Annotated in this window: 22 protein-coding genes; 17 read left to right on the top strand and 5 right to left on the bottom strand. The window is 58.0% G+C overall.

The features are described from left to right. Nucleotides 1-16: 16 nt before the first annotated feature. Nucleotides 17-781, bottom strand: coding sequence for a zinc ABC transporter ATP-binding protein ZnuC (gene znuC, locus LA321_RS03435; protein WP_026456078.1), 765 nt, complete (start codon nt 779-781; stop codon nt 17-19). A 95-nt stretch (nt 782-876) separates the two neighbouring features. Between znuC and znuA the strand changes: the two genes are divergently transcribed. Together znuA and LA321_RS03425 are read left to right on the top strand one after the other, a co-directional pair. After that, a complete protein-coding gene (gene znuA, locus LA321_RS03430; RefSeq protein WP_042071050.1) occupies nt 877-1,791 on the top strand; it encodes a zinc ABC transporter substrate-binding protein ZnuA in 915 nt (304 codons plus the stop codon). A gap of 73 nt (nt 1,792-1,864) precedes the next feature. Continuing rightward, entirely contained in the window at nt 1,865-2,539 is a 675-nt protein-coding gene (locus LA321_RS03425; RefSeq protein WP_042071052.1) for a transglutaminase-like cysteine peptidase, read from the top strand. On the opposite strand, the gene LA321_RS03420 is transcribed toward LA321_RS03425, so the two are convergent. Then, on the bottom strand, nt 2,534-3,463 hold the full coding sequence (locus LA321_RS03420) for a TAXI family TRAP transporter solute-binding subunit (protein WP_042071054.1): 930 nt from the start codon (nt 3,461-3,463) through the stop codon (nt 2,534-2,536). The genes LA321_RS03425 and LA321_RS03420 overlap by 6 nt on opposite strands. Further along, nucleotides 3,460-4,758 carry a LapD/MoxY N-terminal periplasmic domain-containing protein gene (locus LA321_RS03415; RefSeq protein WP_042071056.1) on the bottom strand — a complete coding sequence of 433 codons (1,299 nt, stop codon included), beginning with the start codon at nt 4,756-4,758 and terminating at the stop codon, nt 3,460-3,462. Before LA321_RS03415 ends, LA321_RS03420 begins: the two co-directional genes overlap by 4 nt. Before the next feature lie 260 nt (nt 4,759-5,018). On the opposite strand from LA321_RS03415, the gene mepM reads away from it, so the two are divergent. Further along, nucleotides 5,019-6,356: a murein DD-endopeptidase MepM gene (mepM, locus tag LA321_RS03410; protein WP_026456082.1), complete on the top strand. Its 1,338-nt coding sequence runs from the start codon at nt 5,019-5,021 to the stop codon at nt 6,354-6,356. Between the two features lie 75 nt (nt 6,357-6,431). Here mepM and LA321_RS03405 read toward each other — a convergent pair whose 3' ends face one another. After that, entirely contained in the window at nt 6,432-7,376 is a 945-nt protein-coding gene (locus tag LA321_RS03405) for a D-2-hydroxyacid dehydrogenase (RefSeq protein ID WP_042071058.1), read from the bottom strand. A 163-nt stretch (nt 7,377-7,539) separates the two neighbouring features. Here LA321_RS03405 and LA321_RS03400 point away from each other — a divergent pair, with 163 nt between their 5' ends. The 5 genes from LA321_RS03400 to LA321_RS03380 all read left to right on the top strand — a co-directional run bounded on the left by LA321_RS03400 (nt 7,540) and on the right by LA321_RS03380 (nt 11,450). Continuing rightward, entirely contained in the window at nt 7,540-8,121 is a 582-nt protein-coding gene (locus tag LA321_RS03400; RefSeq protein WP_042071060.1) for a YjaG family protein, read from the top strand. A gap of 467 nt (nt 8,122-8,588) precedes the next feature. After that, nucleotides 8,589-9,779, top strand: coding sequence for a Na+/H+ antiporter NhaA (gene nhaA / locus LA321_RS03395; RefSeq protein WP_026456084.1), 1,191 nt, complete (start codon nt 8,589-8,591; stop codon nt 9,777-9,779). Beyond that, a complete protein-coding gene (locus LA321_RS03390) occupies nt 9,776-10,180 on the top strand; it encodes a hypothetical protein (protein ID WP_042025860.1) in 405 nt (134 codons plus the stop codon). The genes nhaA and LA321_RS03390 overlap by 4 nt, the downstream gene beginning before the upstream one ends. Then, entirely contained in the window at nt 10,167-11,099 is a 933-nt protein-coding gene (gene nhaR / locus LA321_RS03385; RefSeq protein WP_042025859.1) for a transcriptional activator NhaR, read from the top strand. Before LA321_RS03390 ends, nhaR begins: the two co-directional genes overlap by 14 nt. Before the next feature lie 48 nt (nt 11,100-11,147). Next, nucleotides 11,148-11,450, top strand: a complete 303-nt coding sequence (locus LA321_RS03380) for an ArsR/SmtB family transcription factor (RefSeq protein ID WP_026457879.1) — start codon at nt 11,148-11,150, stop codon at nt 11,448-11,450. A 49-nt stretch (nt 11,451-11,499) separates the two neighbouring features. Here LA321_RS03380 and rpsT read toward each other — a convergent pair whose 3' ends face one another. Continuing rightward, the gene (rpsT, locus tag LA321_RS03375) at nt 11,500-11,763 is read right to left on the bottom strand and encodes a 30S ribosomal protein S20 (RefSeq protein WP_042025858.1); all 264 of its coding nucleotides are present in this window, start codon (nt 11,761-11,763) and stop codon (nt 11,500-11,502) included. Between the two features lie 191 nt (nt 11,764-11,954). Between rpsT and murJ the strand changes: the two genes are divergently transcribed. The 9 genes from murJ to LA321_RS03330 all read left to right on the top strand — a co-directional run bounded on the left by murJ (nt 11,955) and on the right by LA321_RS03330 (nt 21,592). Continuing rightward, a complete protein-coding gene (gene murJ, locus LA321_RS03370; protein WP_042071062.1) occupies nt 11,955-13,520 on the top strand; it encodes a murein biosynthesis integral membrane protein MurJ in 1,566 nt (521 codons plus the stop codon). Between the two features lie 61 nt (nt 13,521-13,581). Further along, nucleotides 13,582-14,556, top strand: coding sequence for a bifunctional riboflavin kinase/FAD synthetase (ribF, locus tag LA321_RS03365; protein WP_042071064.1), 975 nt, complete (start codon nt 13,582-13,584; stop codon nt 14,554-14,556). Next, on the top strand, nt 14,556-17,417 hold the full coding sequence (gene ileS / locus LA321_RS03360) for an isoleucine--tRNA ligase (RefSeq protein ID WP_042071065.1): 2,862 nt from the start codon (nt 14,556-14,558) through the stop codon (nt 17,415-17,417). Before ribF ends, ileS begins: the two co-directional genes overlap by 1 nt. Further along, a complete protein-coding gene (lspA, locus tag LA321_RS03355; protein WP_042071067.1) occupies nt 17,417-17,932 on the top strand; it encodes a signal peptidase II in 516 nt (171 codons plus the stop codon). Before ileS ends, lspA begins: the two co-directional genes overlap by 1 nt. Then, complete coding sequence (fkpB, locus tag LA321_RS03350) at nt 17,929-18,381, top strand: FKBP-type peptidyl-prolyl cis-trans isomerase (RefSeq protein ID WP_042071069.1); 453 nt, start codon at nt 17,929-17,931, stop codon at nt 18,379-18,381. Before lspA ends, fkpB begins: the two co-directional genes overlap by 4 nt. Further along, nucleotides 18,381-19,316 carry a 4-hydroxy-3-methylbut-2-enyl diphosphate reductase gene (gene ispH, locus LA321_RS03345; protein WP_042025852.1) on the top strand — a complete coding sequence of 312 codons (936 nt, stop codon included), beginning with the start codon at nt 18,381-18,383 and terminating at the stop codon, nt 19,314-19,316. Before fkpB ends, ispH begins: the two co-directional genes overlap by 1 nt. Before the next feature lie 256 nt (nt 19,317-19,572). Continuing rightward, a complete protein-coding gene (tppE, locus tag LA321_RS03340; RefSeq protein ID WP_042071071.1) occupies nt 19,573-20,076 on the top strand; it encodes a type IVa pilus pseudopilin TppE in 504 nt (167 codons plus the stop codon). Further along, complete coding sequence (gene pilV, locus LA321_RS03335) at nt 20,073-20,486, top strand: type IV pilus modification protein PilV (protein WP_042071073.1); 414 nt, start codon at nt 20,073-20,075, stop codon at nt 20,484-20,486. Before tppE ends, pilV begins: the two co-directional genes overlap by 4 nt. Beyond that, entirely contained in the window at nt 20,483-21,592 is a 1,110-nt protein-coding gene (locus LA321_RS03330) for a PilW family protein (RefSeq protein ID WP_042071075.1), read from the top strand. The genes pilV and LA321_RS03330 overlap by 4 nt, the downstream gene beginning before the upstream one ends. Nucleotides 21,593-21,598: the final 6 nt, after the last annotated feature.

Here is a 21,598-nt window from a genome sequence, read left to right as displayed (position 1 = left end):
GGTCCTATTGCTTGCGCTATTTGTTGCGAGAGGGCAGGCGAATGACGGGAGCCTGCGGTTCATGATGATGGTGTTCGCCGTCGCAGTGGTGATGGTGGGTGTAGACCGCCAGTACCTCCTGCTCGGGCCGCCCGAACAGACGGGCAAATTCGGGGTGGCGCGCCACGCTCTCCGGCTCGCCATGGCAGCAGACGTGGCGATTGAGGCAGATCACCTCGTGGGTGCTGGCCATCACCAGGTGCAGGTCGTGGGAGACCATCAGCACGGCGCAGTTGAGCTCGGCGGCCAGCTGACCGATGAGGGCATAGAGCTCGATCTGGCCGTTGATGTCGACCCCCTGTACCGGTTCGTCCAGTACCAGCAGCTCGGGTTTGACCAGCAGGGCGCGGGCCAGCAGCACCCGCTGCATCTCGCCGCCTGAGAGTTTCTGCATTCGGTTGTCCAGCAACTCCTGGGCGCCGACTCGGCCCAGTGCCTCCTCAATGGAGAGGCGACTGTTTTTGCCCAGTTGCAGGAAGCGGCGAACCGTCAGCGGCAGGGTGGGATCGAGATAGAGGCGCTGGGGGACATAACCGACCCGTAAATCACGGCTACGGTTGATCTCGCCGGAATCCGGGGTGAGCAGGCCCAGCACCAGTTTGCTGAGGGTGCTTTTGCCTGCCCCGTTGGGGCCGACCAGGGTGGTAATTTTGCCTTTATTGAGGGTAAAGGAGACCTTGTCGAGCACAGAGCGTCCATCGAACGACAGACTGACCTCTTTCAGCTCCACCAGTTGGGTCATGACAACTCCGGGGTTTACAGCCAGTGAGAGTTATAATATAACAAAAAAATTGGTTTGTTATATTATCACACTGACACCTGCTGACGAGACCCCCAATGCGAATTCTTGCCCTGATCACTGCCCTGCTGGCAGTGAGTTTGCCCGTTCGTGCCCTTGAGGTACTGACTACCATCAAGCCCCTCGGTTTTATCGCCGCCGCCATCACTGACGGCGTGAGCGAGCCCAAGGTTCTGCTACCCACCGGCGCGTCTCCCCATGATTTCTCCCTGCGTCCTTCCGATATTCGCAGCATTAATGACGCCGATCTGGTGGTGTGGGTCGGCCCTGAACTGGAAGGCTTCATGGCCAAACCACTGGCCAACCATCCTCATGTGTTGACCCTGACCCAGGTCGAGGGCATGCCGCTGTTTGACTACGCCAGGCAGGAGGGGCATGAAGAGCACGCAGATGAAGAACATGAAGGTCATGACCACGATGGCCACGAGGGACATCACCACGAGGGCATCGATCCCCACCTCTGGCTGGGACCGACCCAGGCCAAGGTCATCGCTCGCGCCATCGCCGTCGAGCTTGGCAAGCAGGATCCGGCCAACAAGTCTCGTTATGAGGCCAATCTCGCCGCCTTTGATGCCAAGGTCGATGCCAAGGACAAGATCATTGCCGAACAGATGAAGGCGGTGAACCAGAAGGGATATTTCGTGTTCCATGAAGCCTATGGCTACTGGGAGCGCCACTACGGCATGAGTTCGAAGGGTCACTTCACAGTGAGTCCGGAACGCCGCCCGGGAGCCAGAACGCTGGTGGAAATCCGCAAGGCACTGGAAGAGAAGCAGGCCAGTTGCATCTATGCCGAACCGCAGTTTTCCCCCGCCGTTATAGAGTCGGTGGCCCGCAATACCGGGGCCAGGGTATTGCTGCTGGACGAAGTGGGCGAGCAGGTGCCGCTCGGTCCGGATGGCTATCCCCAGTTCATGCAGCAATTGGCAGATGCCTTCGCCCAGTGCCGTTAAGCCTGTCCTTGTCGCGATAGCGCTTGGCCCGCCGACTATACTGACCTCCAGCATCTGGCATGGAGTGTCCGGTATGAAATGGTGGCTCATCCCTGCCTGTGCGTTGGTCCTTTTGGGGAACAGCGTGCAGGCCTCTCGTCTCTCCGACTATATCGCCAGCCCCGAATTGCAGGCCAAATTGCAGGAAGTGTATGGCGGCAGGGCGATCCAGCGGGCCGAGGCATTCTCCCGCCTGCTTGCGCCGCGGGCTGGCACCACGGATCAGCAAAAGCTCGAGCTGGTGAACAATTACTTCAACAATCTGACCTACAGCGATGATCCCAAGCTGTGGGGGATGGAGGATTACTGGGCCAATCCGCTGGAATTTATCGGCGCCCGCGGTGGAGACTGCGAGGACTACAGCATTTCCAAATACTACACACTCATGGAGCTGGGGGTAGCGGAGGGGAAGTTGCGGTTGGCCTACGTCAAGGCGGTGAGATACAACCAGTTTCACATGGTGACGCTTTATTTTCCGACCCCCAAATCAGACCCGCTAGTGCTCGACAATATCAACAGCCGGATCCTGCCAGGCAGCAAGCGCACCGATCTTATTCCCGTCTACAGCTTCGATGCCAAAAGCATCTGGATCATGAAGTCCCGTAGAGAGGGAACCCTGGCGGGGAGCGCAGACAGGCTGGCGCAGTGGACTGCCATGAAGACTCGCTTTTCCAGCGAACATCTGCGCACGCCACGTCGTCAGTTATAGTTTCCCGGCCGCTTTCAACTCGGCAAAATAACGCGCCGCACCGGGGTGTTGTTCAATGCTCAGCACAGGGCCCGTCTTGTTGCGGGCCCGATAAAACATATTGGCATAGCCATAGGTCTGTTCATTGAACTTGGTTTGCTGGTCCACCATGGCCTTGGTCAGCTGGTAAACAGCTTCTTCCGGCATAGTGGCATTGGTAACCAGAGTGGCGGCGATGGCGAAGGTCGGGGTCGCCTTGAGATTGCCCGGATAGATGCGGGCTGGTATTTGACTGCGCTGGTAGTATTTGACGTCTTTGATCAGTTGTTCCCTGAGCTCTCCATCTACCGGCAAGAAACTAATGGCGCAGCGTTTGGCGGCATTGAGTACATGGCGGTTCGGATGGCCCATGACGACGGCGAAGGCATCTATCTGTTTGCTGCACAGGGACTCGGGCAGGTTCGCCATGCTCTTGAGGTCGAGATCCTGCTCTTTTATTCCCAGCAGGTTGAACAGCGCCAGAGCGGTTTGGCGGGTACCGGAGTTTTTCAATCCCATGTCGATGGGGGCAAGTTTGAGCTGCTCCAGTTTGGTGATATCACCATCGGCGCGGATCACTATGGTAAAAGGCTCAGCATGAGTGGCGAACAAGGCTCGCAACTCGGGTTGTGGCTTGCCGGTGAAAGGGCCTGCGCCCTGGCTGGCCTGGTAGAGCCAGTCTGACTGCACCATGGCGTAAGAGACGTCGCTGCTCTTCAGGCGCTGCAAGTTCTCCAGTGAGCCGGAGGTGGCTTGCAACTGGCAGTTCAACTGCGGAGCCAGGCGACAAAATTCCCCCATGATTTGATGGTATATCCCCTGTTCACCCCCGGTGCCAATGGTGACGGAGGCTGCCGTGGCAGCCGGTTGCCAAAGCAGGGCCAATAACAGGCTTATCCTTCTCATGATTGAACCTCCCTGGCATATCCGTCGATCCCCCAACTGCGCAACTTGTCTACTTCAGCCAGCTCGCCCGCCTCGGCCAACAGGGTGTAACCGGCTGCATGCATAGTTTGCGAGACCAGATGCCAGTAAAGAGGAGCCTCCGTTATCTGGCAGCAGATAAACACGGGATTGAGAGGATCGAGTTGATTGAGGGTGTCCGCATTGAGAGGAATGGCGCTGAAAGCGAGTTCAACCCCCTGCTCTTGCAGTGAGAGCAGGAGGGACTGCCCTTGATTCGGAAAGGCGGGGAGATCCCAGCGCCAATCCAGTGTCTTGCCACGGCCCTGGGTCAGCAAGGGGGCTATTTCCGGCCATTGTGGGTGGTTGAGCAGGGAAAGCGGCAAAGAGATGCCCTCGACGTTTTGTTGTAGCCATGGCGCCAGGGCCGCTTCGATAACTGAGAGCTCACTGTCGGCTGACACTGTTTGCTCAGGCAGGAATCGTTGATAGAGGGGGATCTCTCCCTGGGTTGAGAAAAATGTTTGCAGATAGCCTCCTCTAGCTTGTGAAACCATTCCATGCAACGGAACGTGAGGTGTCATAGGAAGCTGTTTACCCAGTTGGGTGATCTTGAGGCGTTGTTGCAGCAGATCCCGTTTTCGTTCCGAGATCAGTTGATTGATGGAGGATGTCACTTCTCTGAGATCGTGCAGCCAGGGGGTGGACAAGGTGTTGTTGTACTGATGCTTGCGAAGCCGGCCAAGTTGCAGGTTGATCTCTGTCAGTGGTTGCAGCAGTCGCTTGCAGGCCCAGGAGATCGCCAGGGTAAAAACCAGCAGCCCTGCCAGCAAGGCAAAGCCGGTGCGGCTGATGGCATTCCACAGATGCTGATAGGCATAACCACTGTGTCCTTCCAGCGTCAGTGTGCCCAGTATGCGCCAACCATCGGTCAGCTCTTGTTCGCTCCTGACAGGTGGCATGTCAATGACCGAAGGGAGCCAGGACGGCACATTCTGCTGGGAGGATTGAAATACCTTGTTGAGCAGTATCTGGCCATCGGGATCAACCAGGGTCACAGCGCTGACAAAACCGCCATCGAACATGGCATTGACGATGGTTTCGGCCAGTACCTTGTCATCGTTGAGCAGGGTGCCCTGCAGTACCAGACCCAGGGCGGTAATCGCCGTCTCCAGATTGGCCGACATCTGGTCGATGATGGATTGGCGGACGGTCGTGATCTCAAGCAGAAGCAGCAGAACGGCACCGATTAGAAACAGAACGAAAATAATTCTGTTTAACAATTTTGCTAGCGACATATCCACTCCATGGAAAAGTTATTGCAACATTTATGTGCCTTGTTCCGAATCGAGTCTGACCCAGTTCTTAAAAATAAGAAAAAATCGTTAAAAAAGGCGATCATTTCTGCCCATAAGGGAAGGTTATGCATAAAATGTGAGGTTCATGCAGATTGCGATGAACTTTTTGTATCTTTATTTGTCCAAAAATCAGTTTTATACGGTTTTGTCACAACTGACATCGCAACTCACACTATTTAGATCTAAACACAGGATAGCGGATGAAACGTCTCCGTCCCTTGGTCGCGCAGGCTGCCAACTGGGAACCACCGGTTCCCCGCAAACACTTTTATGCCATGGTAATGTTGACGGCCATGACCCTTTCAGCCGTCGCATTGCTCCCGGCACCAGGCGATATCCTGGAACGGCCATTGCGCCTTGAGTTGCCAATTGATACTGCCGGTACGGCAACCAACGAAAACAACACCGACTTCAACGAAATCCCGGATCACGAGCTGGTTGAGCCGAGCACACCCGAAGATGACATCCCGGTCGATACCACCCCACAATGGCAGGATTATCAGGTCCGCAGTGGCGAGAATCTGACGGCGATCTTTAACAATCTGGGACTCTCTACCACCACCCTTTACAAGGTGCTGGATGCTGACAACAAGAACTATCTGGCTCGTCTCAAACCCGGGCAAAATATCGAGCTGCTGATCGATCAGGACAACATACTGCAGCAACTCAAGATCCGTCTGAATATCAAGCAAACACTGGTAATGTCGCGCAGCGATGATGCCTACACCTCCTCCATGCTCAACGAAAAGGTGGAGTGGCAGCCGCAGCGTTACAACGGGGTGATCAACGGCAGCTTCTATGTCAGTGCCCGTAATGCTGGCATTCCGGCCAACCACATCCAGAAGATCGCAAACCTGTTTCAATGGCGGCTCAACTTTGCCAAGGACTTGAAAAAGGGCGACAAATTCAAGGTGCTGGTGCGTCAGGAGACGGTTGAAGGCAAGGGCACGGGCAACAGCCAGCTGCTGGGAGTCGAAGTGACCAGTCAGGGCAAGACGGTATCGGCCTGGCTTGCCGGAGATGGCAACTATTACGATGGTGAGGGCAACAGTCTGGAGCGCGGTTTCCGCCGTTATCCCACCCACAGCCGTTACCGGATCAGTTCCAACTTCAACCCGGCGCGCAAACACCCTGTGACGGGGGCTATCCGTCCCCATGAAGGCACCGACTTTGCTTTGCCGATAGGGACGCCAGTGTTGGCAACCGGTGATGGCGTCGTCCAGAAGGCGACCAGTCACCCGTTGGCGGGCACCTATATCGTCATCAAACATGGACGAACCCTGGCGACCCGCTATCTGCACCTGAGCAAGCTGCTGGTCAAGCCGGGCCAACGGGTGAAGATGGGCGACAAGATTGGCCTGTCGGGCAATACCGGCCGCTCTACCGGTGCCCATCTGCACTACGAGCTGCGCATCAACAACCGTCCGGTCAATGCCATGACAGCCAAGTTGCCGATGGCCGAAGCGCTCAGTGGCAAGGAACGTCGTCAGTTCCTGGCCCAGGTGAAGAGTTATCGCAAGGAGCTGGAGGCGAGTTGATATCGTCTCTTGCTGACGTAATAAAAAGGCCCCGCCACACAGGCGGGGCCTTTTTCATTGGGAGGTGGGGCCGGATCAGTACCCCTTGTCGAAATCGATCTTACCCTCCAGCGGTTGACCGTCGATGAAGCGGATATAGTTGCGCACGAAGATCTGGGCCACATCTTCCGGGAAACTGTAGGCGCCGTTGTGCGGGGTCACGATCAGATTGGGTTGCCCCCAAAGCGGGCTGTCAGCCGGCAGAGGTTCCTGCTCGAACACATCCAGTACCGCCATGGCCAGCTTGCCGGTACGCAGGGCGGCAAGCAGATCATCGGATTGGACCGCGCTGCCACGCCCCACATTGAACAAAATGGCTCCCGGCTTGCAGTGTTCGAAACGGGCCGCATTGAAGAGGTGGCGAGTTTCCCGCGTGGCAGGCAGCACGCTGACGATGACATCGGCCTGGGCCAGCAGCTTGTTCAGGGCTGGGAGCTGATAGACCTGCTCAAATCCGGCTCGTTCCCGCCCGGATCGGCTGATGCCGAGCACCTTCATCCCAAAGTGTCTGCCGGTATGGGCGATATGCTGGCCAATGCTGCCGGTACCCAGGATCAGCATGGTGCGCCCCTTGAGACCCTGATAGGGGTGGCTCTGCCACAGGCGTTGCTTCTGTTGCTCCCGGTAGAGCGGCAGTTGACGCATCAGGCTGAGCAGATGGCCGAACACATATTCGCTCATCAGCGGTCCGAAGATGTCGCGTACATTGGTGAGCTGGTAATCTCGACGGCTACCCGCCTCCAGCAAGACGTCGACCCCCGCATAAGTGGATTGCAACCAGGTCAGCTTGCGGGCTTTGGTGATCAGGGGTTTGGCGCGGGCCGGTTCCGCCATCAGGATATGGGCTTCGCCGATCAGTTTTTCCGCATCGGCCTGATTGTCTGCCCGCAGAATGCGCAGGTGAGGGAGGTTGGCGGCCTTGAGCAGACGTTCGTAGTGAGCATTATCCTGGCTGAGCAAAAGAAGGGTGCGTTGGCTCATACTCTTGTTCCTTATCAGAATTCGCGGCGCAACGAGATGTCGCCCTTGCCCTCATCTTACCCGAGTTGATGTTGCAACATAGCCGACCAGGGCGCATTTTCGTTTTCGCCACGTCCTGTGTGGGCTACAATCTGCCCCACATTTTGCAAAGGATCCGACTCCAGTGTTTGGTGACAAGTTTTATAAGCGACTGGCCGAGCTACAGCCTTGGCAGCAGACCGTCTACACCCTGGCGCTGGCAGAGCGCATGTACCCCAACTATGCCCTGTTCAGCCAGGCCTCCGGTTTTGGCAATGCCGCTTCTTTCCGGCATGCGCTGGACCAGATGTGGAACTACCTCACCGTCAAGGGATCCCGGGTCAATCTGGGGGCAATCCTCGAAGATTTCGAGTCGCACATTCCGGATCCCCGCAAGTTTGAATCTTACGGTGCCTACCCGGCGCTGGATGCCTGTGTGGCGCTGGGGTGTGCCTACAACTCTGTCATTTGCCGGGTGGGGGAAGAGGCCAATGACGCCAGCCATGCCTCGGTTGGTACCGTGGCCGGCTTTATTGATATGCTGGAAGAGCGCGAGCTGACCGAAGAGGAGCTCTACGAGCACGAATACATGGAGGCCGAGCTGGAGTTTCAGGTTGAACTACTCAAGCGGGTTGCTCACGAGCGCGACAGTGATCGCATCCTTGCCATCAAGAAGTTTGCCTCCCAGGGGGGGGTTTCCAACATAGGCATCAGCCTGGAAGAGTAATCTCTCTTTAGTTCGAGGTGACACCTTCGTCACTCAATCAAAAAGCCAGTCATTCTCCTGACTGGCTTTTTTTATCGAGTTTTTATTTACCGCCTCAGGGTATAGCCTTAAGTCAGGGGGAGGGGTGACTGGCGCGTCATATGTTGTTGCTTGCGAAGATTTCCAACGCACCAGGATGAACATGACTCAACTACTCCGACGACGGCTCATGGGGCCTTTGAGCAAGCCTGTGACAACCTGGATGGAGCAGTACCAACCAGAGTGGAGTTTATTCATGAAAATAACTGGAAATTCATTTTAATGACTAGGTTATCGGTAGTGAATGGGGATGGAAAAGGCGCATGGAAATTGTGCGCCTTCGTTTTTCGTTTCGGTATTTCCGTTGTATTGAGCAACAAGAAACGATTTTCCATCAGTTGTTACGCGTTATAGACTCAAACAAAAGCAATACTGTGGACTTTTTAACCATGAGTGACGTAATCAAGAAGTTTCTGAAACTGGAGGCTGCCTCCGGGATTATTCTGATCATGGCGGCATTGCTGGCAATGGTATTGGCTAACACAGGATTGGCTGGTGGGTATCAGGCATTCCTCGATACCCAGGTACAGGTACGTATCTCCGCCCTTGACATCAACAAGCCGCTGCTGCTCTGGATCAACGATGGCCTGATGGCGATTTTCTTCCTGCTGGTTGGTCTGGAAGTCAAACGCGAAATGCTGGAAGGTGCGCTCTCGTCCCGTGTGCAGGCGACCTTCCCGGCCATTGCGGCCGTAGGCGGCATGCTGGCTCCGGCCCTCATCTATGCCTTCTTCAACTATTCGGACGAAGTAGCCCGTGCAGGCTGGGCGATCCCTGCCGCTACCGATATTGCATTTGCCCTTGGCGTGATGGCGCTGCTGGGCAAGCGAGTGCCGGTGAGCCTGAAAGTGTTCCTGCTGGCGCTGGCGATCATGGATGACCTGGGGGTCATCATCATCATTGCGCTCTTCTATACCCAACAGCTGTCGTTGGCAGCGCTGGCGGTAGGCATCATGGCGACCCTGATCCTGTTCTGGATGAACCGCCGTGGCGAGGACAGGATCAGCCTCTACATGGTGGTGGGTCTGGTACTTTGGGTGGCCGTGCTCAAGTCCGGTGTTCATGCGACTCTGGCTGGTGTGGTGGTGGGCTTCATGATCCCGCTCAATGGCAAGCGTTATGCGTCGCCGCTCAAGCATCTGGAGCATGCGCTGCACCCCTGGTCCGCCTTCCTGATCCTGCCGCTGTTTGCCTTTGCCAACGCCGGGGTCTCGCTGGAGGGGATTGGTCTCTCCTCCCTGATGAGCCCGGTGCCCATGGGGATCATGCTGGGGTTGTTTGTCGGCAAGCCGCTCGGGGTGTTTACCATCAGCTGGTTGTCGGTCAAGCTGGGGATCGCCCAGTTGCCGAATGGAGTCAATTTCAAGCAGATTTTTGCGGTCAGCATTCTCTGTGGTATCGGTTTTACCATGTCGATGTTTATCGCATCGCTGGCCTTCGAGCATGGCGGGATGGATTATGGCAGTTACTCCCGTCTCGGGATCCTGGCGGGTTCCACCATGGCAGCGCTGGTTGGCTATCTGGCACTGCGGTTGTCTCTTCCCAAGGGGGAGGGAGATCAAAATGCGGAGGGATTATGAAAACACCATGGTTGTTACTGTTGCTGGCCAGCCCCCTTGTCTGGGCTGATGGTCTGGAAGAGTGCAAGCGGGACGCGGCTTCGGCCAGTTGCTCTACCTACCTGAACGGAGTAGTGGACAGCGCCCTGCTGCTCGGTGACAAGCAGGCCAAGGCTCGTTTCGGAGAAACCTTCTATGAGCGGGCCTTGAGCAGCCGGGCGGGGGAGCGGCTCAAGCACACCAACAAGCGTTATTGTGGTGATCGCCAGCCGGATAAAGATCGCCTCAAGGCCAGCTTGATGGAACAGTTTACCTTGAACAAGGTTGACTCGGTCAGCGACATGTATGACATTCTGGCGGTTGAACTCAGCTGCTATCGGAGCCCGCGAAAAGCGGTAACCCCATCGGATGTCACACCTTAACTACAACCACCTCTACTATTTCTGGATGACTCAAAAGAAGGGCTCCGTTACCCAGGCAGCGGAAGCCCTTTTTTTGACACCACAAACCGTGACCGGCCAGATCAAGCTGCTGGAGCAGCGCCTGGGTGGCAAACTGCTCAAGCGCAAGGGACGTTCCCTCGAAGCGACCGAACTTGGCCAACTGGTTTTTCGCTATGCCGACAAGATGTTCAGCCTCTCCTACGAGATGCTGGATATCGTCAACTATCGCAAGGAGAGCCAGATCCTGTTTGACGTCGGTATCGCCGACGCCCTCTCCAAGCGCCTCGCCAGCCGGGTGCTGCTATCTGTCATCCCCAACGATGGCTCTATTCATCTGCGCTGTTTCGAATCGACCCACGAACTACTGCTGGAGCAGCTCAGTGAGCACAAGCTCGACATGATCCTTTCCGACTGCCCGGTGGATTCCAGCCAGCATGCGGGGCTGCTCTCCAAGCGGCTCGGGGGTTGTGGTGTCAGCTTCTTCTGCAAGGCGCCGTTGCCCGAGAAACCCTTCCCTGCATGTCTGGAGGAGCGCAAGCTGCTTATTCCCGGACGCCGTACCGCCATGGGGCGTCAACTGACCCAGTGGTTCGAACAGCAGGGGGTATCGCCGAGCATCCTGGGTGAGTTTGACGATGCGGCCCTGATGAAGGCATTTGGTTTCTTCAATCAGGGTATCTTCATGGCTCCCACCATCTACCGGGAGGAGATCCTGGAGGGGGAAGAGGTGATGTTGCTGGGGGAAACCCAGGATTTGACGGAGGAGTACTACGTCATCTTCGCCGAGCGGATGATCCAGCACCCCGCAGTCAAACGGGTATGCGAGAGTGATTTCACCTCCCTGTTTGCCGGGCAGGAGAACTTCTCGGCAATCCAGCCTGCCACCCTGTCGTTTTAAAATGGCTCGTCACCACGTATCATCGCCGACTGGCAGAGGAGAAATGTGATGCAACTGGAAGAGATGGAAGCCAAGGCCGGTCAGGCGGTGGCGCTTCTCAAGGCGCTGGCCAATGAACGCAGGCTGTTTATTCTGTGCCAGCTACTGGAGCGAGAGCTGTCGGTCGGGGAACTTAACGAGCGGTTGGGGCTGAGTCAGTCTGCCCTGTCACAGCACCTGGCTTTGTTGCGGCGGGATGAATTGGTCACGACCAGAAAAGAGGCCCAGACGGTCTTCTATTCGTTGCGCAGCCATGAGGTGCGCGAGGTGATCAGTTTGCTGCATCGACTCTACTGCAGCGAAGAGAAATAAAAAACCGGCACAATGGCCGGTTTTTTCAGCTTTGGTCAGCGTGAGCTGATTAAGCCATAGCTTTGATCTGGGCAGACAGGCGGCTCTTGTGACGAGCAGCTTTGTTCTTGTGGATCAGGCCTTTGGTCGCCATGCGATCCATGATCGGCTGAGCAACAGCGAAAGCAGCAACAGCAGCAGCTTTATCGCCAGAGGCGATGGCAGCAATTACTTTTTTCAGGTAGGTACGGGTCATGGAACGACGGCTGGCGTTGTGCTGACGGCGTTTTTCTGCCTGAATCGCGCGCTTCTTAGCAGATTTGATGTTAGCCAAGGTAAAACTCCTAAAACTGTCTTAGCGAGTGTATTGAAAAGGCCCAGAAATATGCCTTCCCAACCACATATTGTCAAATGATTTGTGCAAATAAACACCGCCCCCCGGTGGTGTGTCAGATGGGAGACGGTTAAACTGTCGGCCGATTCTAGCAGCATTCTTTTCATTCTGACAGTTCCAGAGGCCCCGTCTTGAGTAAGAAATTGATCAAATCCGGCATGATAGTGTCCGGAATGACGTTGGCATCCCGTGTGATGGGGCTGATCCGCGATGTGGTCATCGCGAATCTGCTCGGTGCCGGGGTGGCTGCCGACGTCTTCTTCTTCGCCAATCGCATTCCCAATTTTCTGCGCCGCCTGTTCGCCGAAGGGGCTTTCAACCAGGCGTTTGTCCCCGTGATGACGGAGTACAGAAAGAACGGTGACGAGCGGGAGGTGCGCGAGTTGCTGGCCGCCGTAGCAGGCACCCTGGGAGGGATAGTTACCGTGGTGACCCTGCTCGGCGTGGTGGGATCGGGCGTACTGACCGCCATCTTTGGCTGGGGCTGGTTCTGGGACTGGTTGCACGGCGGACCTGCCGCCGAGAAGTTCGAGCTGGCCAGTCTGATGCTCAAGATAACCTTCCCCTATCTCTGGTTCATCACCTTTACCGCCATGGCGGGGGCCATTCTCAATACCTTCGGCCGTTTTGCCGTCTCGTCATTTACCCCGGTATTTCTCAACATCACCATGATTGCGGCCGCCTGGTGGATAGCGCCCATGATGGAGAAGCCCGAGCTCTCGCTGGCAATAGGGGTATTTTTGGGCGGCTTGGTTCAATTTTTGTTCCAGTTCCCATTTTTACGGCAAATCAACATGCTGGTCTGGCCCAAGTGGGGATGGCATCACCCCGGTGTGGTGAAGATCCGCACCCTGATGATCCCGGCGTTATTCGGCGTCTCGGTCAGCCAGATCAACCTGCTGATCAACACCATGCTGGCCTCTTTTCTGGCCACCGGTGCCATCAGCTACCTCTACTATTCTGATCGCCTGCTGGAATTCCCCCTCGGCCTGTTTGCAGTGGCTATCAGCACAGTGATCTTGCCAGCCTTGTCGAAGAAACATGTGGATACCGACCCGGCCGATTTCTCCCGCACCATAGATTGGGGGGTGCGGATGGTGGTGCTGCTTGGCTTGCCCGCCATGGTGGGGATTGCGGTGATGCGTGAACCCATACTGCGGGTACTGTTCATGCGCGGCGAGTTCGGGCTGCACGAGGTGAGCATGTCCAGCGCGAGCCTGCTGGCTTCCACCACAGGCCTGCTGTCGCTGATGTTGATCAAGGTGCTGGCGCCGGGTTACTACGCCCGCCAGGACACCAAGACCCCAGTGCGCATCGGCATCATGGCCATGGTGGCCAACATGGTGTGCAACCTCATCTTTATTTATCCCCTGGGTTATGTGGGGTTGGCGCTGGCCACCGCTTGCTCCGGCACCCTGAACGCAGCCTTGCTGTTCAAGGGACTGTATCAACAGAGCGTCTACCGTCCATCCCGCCAGACCGGAGTGTTCTGTCTCAAATTGCTGGTGGCGACCTTGCTGATGGGGGGCGTGCTGGCTTATCTGTCGCCGGATCTGGCACAGTGGGGCGCCTGGGGCATGGGCAAGGCCACCCTGGAACTGGCCATGTTGCTCTCCCTGGGGGCTGCCATCTATGCGGTGGCGCTGTTGGCGCTGGGAATTCGGCCAAGACACCTGAAATCGGGGCATGAGGGCTGATCCTGATTGCTGCCTGATATATAATCCGGCGATTTTCATAACAGCAACGTACAAGGCACCGATGGAGCTTATTCGCGGCATTCATAATCTCAAGCCCCGTCACCGGGGATGTGTATTGACCATTGGCAACTTTGATGGGGTTCATCAGGGTCACCATGCGGTACTGGCACGTCTCAAGGAGAAAGCGGCCCATCTGGGATTGCCCGCCTGCGTCATGCTGTTTGAGCCCCAGCCGCTGGAGCTGTTTGCTGGCGCTGCGGCCCCGGCCCGACTCAGCCGGTTGCGGGAAAAGTATGAAGCGCTCAAGGGGCTGCAGATCGATCGCCTGCTCTGCGTGCGCTTCAGCCACCGTTTTGCCGGACAGGCGGCGTCTACCTTCATCGAGCAACTGCTGGTCGAGAAACTCGGCGTGCGTTACCTGGTGGTCGGCGATGACTTTCGCTTCGGCAAGGGGCGGGAAGGGGATTTTCACCTGCTGGAAGAGGCGGGCCGCCGCTTCGGTTTCGAAGTGATCAGCACCCAAAGTTTCCAGCTGTCCCGCCAACGGGTGAGCAGCACCCTGGTGCGCGAAGCCCTCAAGGCTGGCCGGATGGCCGAGGTGGAGCTGATGCTTGGCCGCCCCTATACCATCAGCGGCAGAGTGGCCCACGGCGACAAGCTGGGGCGCACCATAGGTTTTCCTACCGCCAATCTGGCCCTCAAGCGCCAGGTTATCCCGGTCGGTGGCGTGTTCGCGGTGGAAGTGTTATGTTCCGGCAAGACCTTCCCCGGTGTCGCCAATGTGGGTGTACGGCCTACCTTGAGCGGTACACAAGCTAGATTGGAAGTACATCTATTTGATTTTTCTGGTGATCTATATGGTCAACAGGTCAAGGTGCTGCTTCGCCACAAGCTGCGCGAAGAGCAGAAGTTTGCCTCTTTCTCTGCCTTGAAAGAGCAAATCGAACGAGATGCCCTGGTGGCCCGAGCCTGGTTCGGGCTGCCACAATTTCATTTACCCAGCACTCTTTTAGAAAAGAAGGGAACCCAGGACTGATGAGCGACTATAAACACACCCTGAATCTTCCGGAAACCGAGTTTCCGATGCGTGGCGATCTGGCCAAGCGCGAACCCAACATGCTCAAGCGTTGGTACGATCAGGATCTCTACGGCGCTATTCGCCGCGCCAAAGCGGGCAAGCCTTCTTTCATTCTGCACGATGGCCCCCCCTATGCGAACGGCAACATTCACATCGGTCACTCGGTCAACAAGATCCTCAAAGACATCATCATCAAGTCCAAGGGCCTGTCCGGCTTCGATTCCCCCTATGTCCCGGGTTGGGACTGCCACGGTCTGCCCATCGAACTGAAAGTGGAAGGCATGGTCGGCAAGCCGGGCGAGAAGGTTTCCGCCGCCGAGTTCCGCGCCGAGTGCCGCAAGTATGCCAAGACCCAGATCGAGGCCCAGAAGGCCGACTTCATCCGCCTGGGTGTGCTGGGTGACTGGGAACACCCCTATCTGACCATGGATTTTGGCACTGAAGCCAACATCATCCGCTCCATGGCCAAGATCGTCGAGAACGGCCACCTGCACAAGGGCTCCAAGCCGGTGCACTGGTGTACCGATTGTGGCTCTGCCCTGGCTGAAGCCGAAGTGGAGTACTACGACAAGAACTCCCCCTCCATTGACGTGCGCTTCAAGGCCGTCGATGAAGCAGCCGTTGCGGCCAAGTTTGATTGTGCCGAAGGGCACACCGGCAAGGGCACCCTCTCTGCGGTGATCTGGACCACCACCCCGTGGACCCTGCCGGCCAACCGCGCCATCGCCATGCATGCCGACCTCGACTATGCCCTGGTGCAGGTCGAAGGGGACAACCCCGAGCGCCTGATCCTGGCTGCCGAGCTGGTCAAGGATGTGATGGACCGCGCCGGCATCGAGCACTACCACAACCTGGGTTACGCCAAGGGGGCGGCCCTCGAGCTGCTGCGCTTCAACCACCCCTTCTACAGCTTCGACGTGCCTGTGGTGCTGGGTGATCACGTCACCCTGGACGCCGGTACCGGCGCCGTTCACACAGCTCCGGGCCATGGTCAGGAAGACTTCGTGGTTGGCCAGAAATACGGTCTGGAAGTGGCTAACCCGGTGGGCAGCAACGGCGTCTACCTGCCGGATACCGAACTGTTTGCCGGCCAGCACGTATTCAAGGCCAATGCGGCCGTGGTCGAGGTGCTGACCGAGCGCGGCGCCCTGCTGCATCACAAGGTGTTCAACCACTCCTACCCGCACTGCTGGCGCCATAAGACTCCGATCATCTTCCGTGCCACCCCGCAGTGGTTCATCAGCATGGATCAAAACGGCCTGCGCAAGCGCGCCCTGGAAGAGATCGATCGCATCGAGAAGGATGGCATCGCTCAGCACGGCCAGAGCGGCTGGGTCCCGGCATGGGGCAAGAACCGCATCCAGGCCATGGTGGAAGGTCGTCCGGACTGGTGTATCTCCCGTCAGCGCACCTGGGGTGTGCCCATCTCCCTGTTCGTCCACAAAGAGACTCAGGAGCTGCACCCGGAATCCGTGCGCCTGATGCATGAAGTGGCCAAGCGGGTCGAGCAATCCGGCATTCAGGCCTGGTGGGATCTGGACAAGGCCGAGCTGCTCGGCGCCGATGCCGATCTGTACGACAAGGTGCCCGACACCCTGGACGTCTGGTTCGACTCCGGCTCTACCCACGCCTCCGTGGTCGACGCTCGTCCCGAGTTCAACGGCAAACCAGCCGACATGTATCTGGAAGGCTCTGACCAGCACCGCGGCTGGTTCATGTCCTCCCTGATGATCGGCGTGGCGATGAAGGATAAGGCCCCCTACAACCAGGTGCTGACCCACGGCTTCACCGTGGACGGTCAGGGCCGCAAGATGTCCAAGTCCATCGGCAACGTGGTGAGCCCTCAGGACGTGATGAACAAGCTGGGTGCCGACATCCTGCGTCTGTGGGTTGCCAGCACCGACTACACCGGCGAGATGACCGTCTCCGACGAGATCCTCAAGCGTTCCGCCGACGCCTATCGTCGCATCCGCAACACTGCCCGCTTCCTGCTGGCCAACCTGAACGGCTTCAACCCGGCGACCGACATGGTCGCGCCTGCCGACATGGTCGTAGTGGATCGCTGGGCCGTGGGCCGTGCCAAGGCGGTACAGGCCGAGATCGTGGCGGCATTCGACGAGTACAACTTCCATGGCGTGACCCAGAAGCTGATGCAGTTCTGCTCCATCGAGATGGGCTCCTTCTATCTGGATGTCATCAAGGACCGTCAGTACACCGCCAAGGCAGACAGCCTGGCCCGCCGCTCCTGCCAGACTGCTCTCTATCACATCGCCGAGGCCATGGTGCGCTGGATGGCACCCATCATGAGCTTCACCGCCGACGAGATCTGGGCACTGCTGCCGGGCGAGCGTGGCGAGTTCGTGTTCACCGAAGAGTGGTACGACGGCTTGTTTGGGCTGGAAGCGGGTGAAGTGCTGAGCGACGAGTTCTGGGCCGAGATCCTCACTGTGCGTGGTGAAGTGAACAAGGCGCTGGAAGCCGCCCGTGGCGAGAAGCGTATCGGTGGCTCCCTGCAGGCCGAAGTGACCCTGTTCGCCAAGCCGGAGCTGGCTGCCCGCCTCAACACCCTGGCCGACGAGCTGCGCTTCGTGCTGCTCACCTCCAAGGCCAAGGTGGTCGTGGCCGATGCGGCTCCGGAAGGGACTGTAGCGACCGAGCGTGATGACCTGTGGCTGAGCGTGGCCCAGTCTGCCGCCGCCAAGTGCGACCGCTGCTGGCACCATGTGGAAGACGTGGGTACCATCGCTGGTCACGAAGAGATCTGTGGCCGCTGTGTCACCAACGTCGAGGGTGACGGCGAAACTCGTCAATTTGCCTGATGAACATGACTCACCATAAAAGCGGCCTGCGTTGGCTGTGGCTGGCGATGCTGGCCTTCATACTGGACCAGGCGAGCAAGCTCGCCGTGGTCAAGTTGCTGCCATTTGGCTACCCGGGGGTGGAGATCACCCCCTTCTTCAATCTGGTCCACGTCTACAACAAGGGCGCAGCGTTCAGTTTTCTGGCCGATCAGGGGGGCTGGCAGCGCTGGTTCTTCGCCGTGCTGGCCTTTGCCATCTGCGGTCTGCTGATCCACTGGCTGCGCAAGCAGTCGGTGACCGAGCGCTGGAGCGGTATCGCCTACAGCCTCATCATCGGCGGGGCGCTCGGCAATGTGTTCGACCGGCTGGTGCTGGGCCATGTGGTCGATTTCCTCGACTTCTACTGGGGCCGGGCCCACTGGCCGGCCTTCAATCTGGCCGATACCTTCATTTTCATCGGCGCCGCCATGATAGTGCTGGACGGCTTTCGCTCATCCAAGGGTGAGCAAGGCGAGAAAAAGGGGGCGGCATGAGCCGACAGATTGGTGCTGACAGCAGCGTGCTGTTTCATTTCGCCATCAAGCTGGAAGATGGTTCGGTTGCCGACAGCACGGCACTGCACGGCAAGCCGGCCCGTCTGCGGATGGGGGATGGCAGCCTGACTTCGAGCTTCGAGCAGTGTCTGCTCGGCCTGGGCGAAGGGGAGAGCAAGAGCTTTACCCTGGCCCCTGAACAGGCCTTTGGTCTCTCCAACCCTGACAACATCTACCATCTGGACAGAGCCAAGTTTGGTACCGATGCGGAGCCGAAAGTCGGCACCATCATCCTGTTCGACCAGCCCAACGGTAGCGAGCTGCCCGGCATCATTCGGGCGGTGGAAGGGATGTCGGTGACGGTCGATTTCAACCACCCGCTGGCCGGTCATACGGTCACCTTCGAGGTGGAGATCCTGGGCGTTGACGACGAGGAGAAGGTGCTCTGATGGATATCTTGCTGGCCAATCCCCGCGGCTTTTGCGCCGGTGTCGACCGCGCCATCAGCATCGTCGAGAGTGCACTGGAGAAGTTCGGTGCCCCCATCTATGTCCGCCATGAGGTGGTGCACAACCGCTATGTGGTGAACAAGCTCAAGGATGCCGGAGCCGTGTTCGTCGAGGAGCTGGATGAGGTACCCGATGACAGCATCGTTATCTTCTCCGCCCACGGTGTCGCCAAGACGGTGCGCGAGATGGCCAAGTCCCGCGCCCTCAAGGTGTTCGACGCTACCTGCCCACTGGTGACCAAGGTGCACATGGAGGTCCATCGCGCCAGCCGCAAGGGCTCCGAAGCAGTGCTCATCGGTCACGCCGGCCACCCCGAGGTGATCGGCACCATGGGACAGTACGAGAACCGCGAGGGGGGCATGTATCTGGTGGAGACACCGGATGACGTAGCCAAACTCCAGGTGAAGAACCCGGATGATCTCTGCTTCGTCACCCAGACCACCCTCAGCATGGACGAGACCGCCGAGGTGATTGATGCCCTGCGCCAGCACTTCCCCAAGATCCAGGGGCCGCGCAAGGACGATATCTGCTACGCCACCCAAAACCGTCAGGACGCGGTACGGGAGATGGCGGAGCTGGTAGATGCCATGCTGGTGGTGGGCTCCCGCAACTCCTCCAATTCCAACCGGCTGCGCGAGCTGGCCGAGAAGGTGGGCACCAAGGCTTATCTCATCGATGATGCTTCCATGATCGATGCCGCCTGGCTGGACGGTGTGAAGGCGATCGGTGTGACTGCCGGAGCTTCGGCACCCGAGGTGCTGGTGCAGAGCGTCATCGCCCGCCTGCGCGAGCTGGGGGGCAAGATGGTGGCCGAACATCCGGGTCGCGAAGAGAATGTGGTGTTCGAGGTACCGCCCGAGCTGCGCATCATCTGACGCGTCTCATCCTCGCCGGATGACCATGTATTGCCAAAGCCACCTTTTCGAGGTGGCTTTTTGTTTTTGGTTCCAACGAGTCCTTTGTGCACGTTCGCGACCAGATCGCAGCGAAAATTGATGATGTAGCTCGAAATTTTGAATAGACAGGATTGAAACCCAAGGTGTCCGGCATAGACTGCCTGCAAGCCCCTACTCTGGCTGAACACACATGGAGCTGTGTCTGCATCCCCGGAACAAATCAGAGCGAAACAGGATGTTTTTGCGTTCAGGTTTTAGCCTTGTCGAGCTGATGGTTACCATAGCGCTCGTCTCTCTCTTGCTGACGCTGGGAGTGCCCTCCTTCAACTCTCTGCTGCGCAGCATGACGCTCAATACCCAGGCCAACAACTTTGTGGCAGCTATCAACCTTGCCCGTTCCGAAGCCATTCGCCGCAATGCGGCGGTGACCCTCTCCGCCTCGGCCGAGAATCTGACCCAGCATCACTGGGAGGCCGGTTGGCAGATCTGGGTCGATGGCAATGGCAACGGCAGGCTCGATAACGGCGAGTTGCTGCGGGGTTTCCCCGATATGGAGACAGGTACCCTGAGCAGCAATACCTCTCTGTTGCGCTTCAGTGGCGACGGTTTTCTCGATGGCCGCTCACAGGCATCGCAGGTGTTTGCCCTGCGCCCGGAAGGGTGTCGCAACGAGGCGGCCCGCGATATCACTATCACTGCGGCAGGTCGCCCTTCCATTGCTGAGGTACGTTGCCCATGACACGACAACAGGGCTTGTCACTGCTTGAAATCATGATCTCGGTGCTGGTGCTCTCCATCGGCATTCTGGGCATGGCGACCCTGCAGCTGCAGGCTCTCAAGAGCAATCAGTCTGCCCTGACGCGCACCGAAGCGACCCAGTACGCCTACATGATCAACGACATGATGCGGGCCAATCGCAGCGCGGCCCTGATCGGGCAATACAATATCGATCTGGGCCAGACGGTCTCGGGCAGTTCCATGGCGGTACAGGACTTGCTGCACTGGAAGCGGGTATTGAGCGAGCTGCCGGGTGGCGATGGTGCCGTGGCGGTCAGCGCCGGAAGGGCCACCATCACCATTCAGTGGGATAGCAGCCGGCTGGCCACCGATCCTGCGTCGCGCAGCATGACCCTTAGGACGGATCTATGAGCAGGGTCGCTTTGCCCCTACGCCAGCGCGGGATCGGCCTGGTCGAGGTGATGATCGCCCTGGTGCTCTCCCTGGTGACTGTGGGGGTCATCATTCAGGTATTTCTTGGCAATCACAAAACCTATCTCACTGGCGAGGCGATTGCCCGGGTACAGGAAGACAGCCGGTTTGCCATCAATCTGCTGCAAAAAGAGCTGCGGATGGTGGGCTATCAGGGGTGCCTCAGCAAACAGGGGGTCAATATCACCAATACCCTCAACAACAACGCGGCACTGCCCTACAACTTCACTACCTTTTTGCGTGGCTATGACAATGTGACGGCCACCTTGCCAGCCCCTCTTTCTGCCCTGTTCACGGGAGCCGAACCCAGGCCCATGCCGGGTAGCGACGTGCTGCTGGTTCAAGGGCCGGCTGGGGTTGGGGTGCCGCTCAGTCGTGATAACCATAACAACGCCGCCCAGCTGTTTGTCCAGCACCTCTCCAGCAAGGTGGATTATTGCGGCACCGGCAAGCAGGGTTACAGCGATCTGTGCGAGGGAGACATCGTTATGGTCTCCGATTGCCAGAAGGCCAGAATATTCCAGATCACACGTGTGCAGGGAGTCGGTGGAGGGCGTGAGGTCAACATTGTTCATGCCGAGAACAACAATAACGGCAATCTTGTACCTGGTAATGCAACCAGCTCCTGGGGCGGGACAAGCAGTCCGGCCGAGGAGCGCTTCGGGTTAGGATCGGTACTGAACCGGGTGGAAACCCGCCTCTACTATATTGCTCGCCCTTCGGCCAACAGCCCCTACGCCCTCTATCGCAAGAGCGGAGTTGCCATCGGTATGCCCCTTATCGAAGGGGTGGCCAATATGCAGCTCACGTTCGGGGAGGATCAGAACCGGGATCGGGCGACGGATCGCTATGTGAGCGCCGCCAGCAATCCAAACTGGGACAACGTCCTGGGGATTGGGGTGCAGCTTCTGATGCGCAGCAATCAGGGCAATGTGGTGTCGGCCCCGCAAGCCCTGAGCTTTGCCGGCGCCACCTTTCAGGCGACCGATCGCAACTGGTACTGGGTAGCCGAGACCACGGTCGCGCTGCGTAACCGGTTACCTTGAGGAGCC

The sequence above is a fragment of the Aeromonas enteropelogenes genome, from assembly GCF_020097295.1.
In the GTDB taxonomy this organism is placed as follows: Bacteria; Pseudomonadota; Gammaproteobacteria; order Enterobacterales; family Aeromonadaceae; genus Aeromonas; species Aeromonas enteropelogenes.
The sequence above is the reverse complement of the archived record's forward strand: the minus strand, read 5'-3'. Positions and strand labels throughout refer to the sequence as shown.

Bases quoted from the DNA above. Each gene is read 5' to 3' on its own strand.
- nhaR (WP_042025859.1), top strand. From the start codon at position 10,167: ATGTCACACCTTAACTACAACCACCTCTACTATTTCTGGATGACTCAA.
- nhaA (WP_026456084.1), top strand. From the start codon at position 8,589: ATGAGTGACGTAATCAAGAAGTTTCTGAAACTGGAGGCTGCCTCCGGG.
- LA321_RS03425 (WP_042071052.1), top strand. From the start codon at position 1,865: ATGAAATGGTGGCTCATCCCTGCCTGTGCGTTGGTCCTTTTGGGGAAC.
- fkpB (WP_042071069.1), top strand. From the start codon at position 17,929: ATGAGCCGACAGATTGGTGCTGACAGCAGCGTGCTGTTTCATTTCGCC.
- mepM (WP_026456082.1), top strand. From the start codon at position 5,019: ATGAAACGTCTCCGTCCCTTGGTCGCGCAGGCTGCCAACTGGGAACCA.
- LA321_RS03380 (WP_026457879.1), top strand. From the start codon at position 11,148: ATGCAACTGGAAGAGATGGAAGCCAAGGCCGGTCAGGCGGTGGCGCTT.
- LA321_RS03405 (WP_042071058.1), bottom strand. From the start codon at position 7,376: ATGAGCCAACGCACCCTTCTTTTGCTCAGCCAGGATAATGCTCACTAC.
- LA321_RS03415 (WP_042071056.1), bottom strand. From the start codon at position 4,758: ATGTCGCTAGCAAAATTGTTAAACAGAATTATTTTCGTTCTGTTTCTA.
- LA321_RS03330 (WP_042071075.1), top strand. From the start codon at position 20,483: ATGAGCAGGGTCGCTTTGCCCCTACGCCAGCGCGGGATCGGCCTGGTC.
- ileS (WP_042071065.1), top strand. From the start codon at position 14,556: ATGAGCGACTATAAACACACCCTGAATCTTCCGGAAACCGAGTTTCCG.
- znuA (WP_042071050.1), top strand. From the start codon at position 877: ATGCGAATTCTTGCCCTGATCACTGCCCTGCTGGCAGTGAGTTTGCCC.
- ribF (WP_042071064.1), top strand. From the start codon at position 13,582: ATGGAGCTTATTCGCGGCATTCATAATCTCAAGCCCCGTCACCGGGGA.
- lspA (WP_042071067.1), top strand. From the start codon at position 17,417: ATGAACATGACTCACCATAAAAGCGGCCTGCGTTGGCTGTGGCTGGCG.
- znuC (WP_026456078.1), bottom strand. From the start codon at position 781: ATGACCCAACTGGTGGAGCTGAAAGAGGTCAGTCTGTCGTTCGATGGA.
- LA321_RS03420 (WP_042071054.1), bottom strand. From the start codon at position 3,463: ATGAGAAGGATAAGCCTGTTATTGGCCCTGCTTTGGCAACCGGCTGCC.
- tppE (WP_042071071.1), top strand. From the start codon at position 19,573: ATGTTTTTGCGTTCAGGTTTTAGCCTTGTCGAGCTGATGGTTACCATA.
- LA321_RS03390 (WP_042025860.1), top strand. From the start codon at position 9,776: ATGAAAACACCATGGTTGTTACTGTTGCTGGCCAGCCCCCTTGTCTGG.
- pilV (WP_042071073.1), top strand. From the start codon at position 20,073: ATGACACGACAACAGGGCTTGTCACTGCTTGAAATCATGATCTCGGTG.
- ispH (WP_042025852.1), top strand. From the start codon at position 18,381: ATGGATATCTTGCTGGCCAATCCCCGCGGCTTTTGCGCCGGTGTCGAC.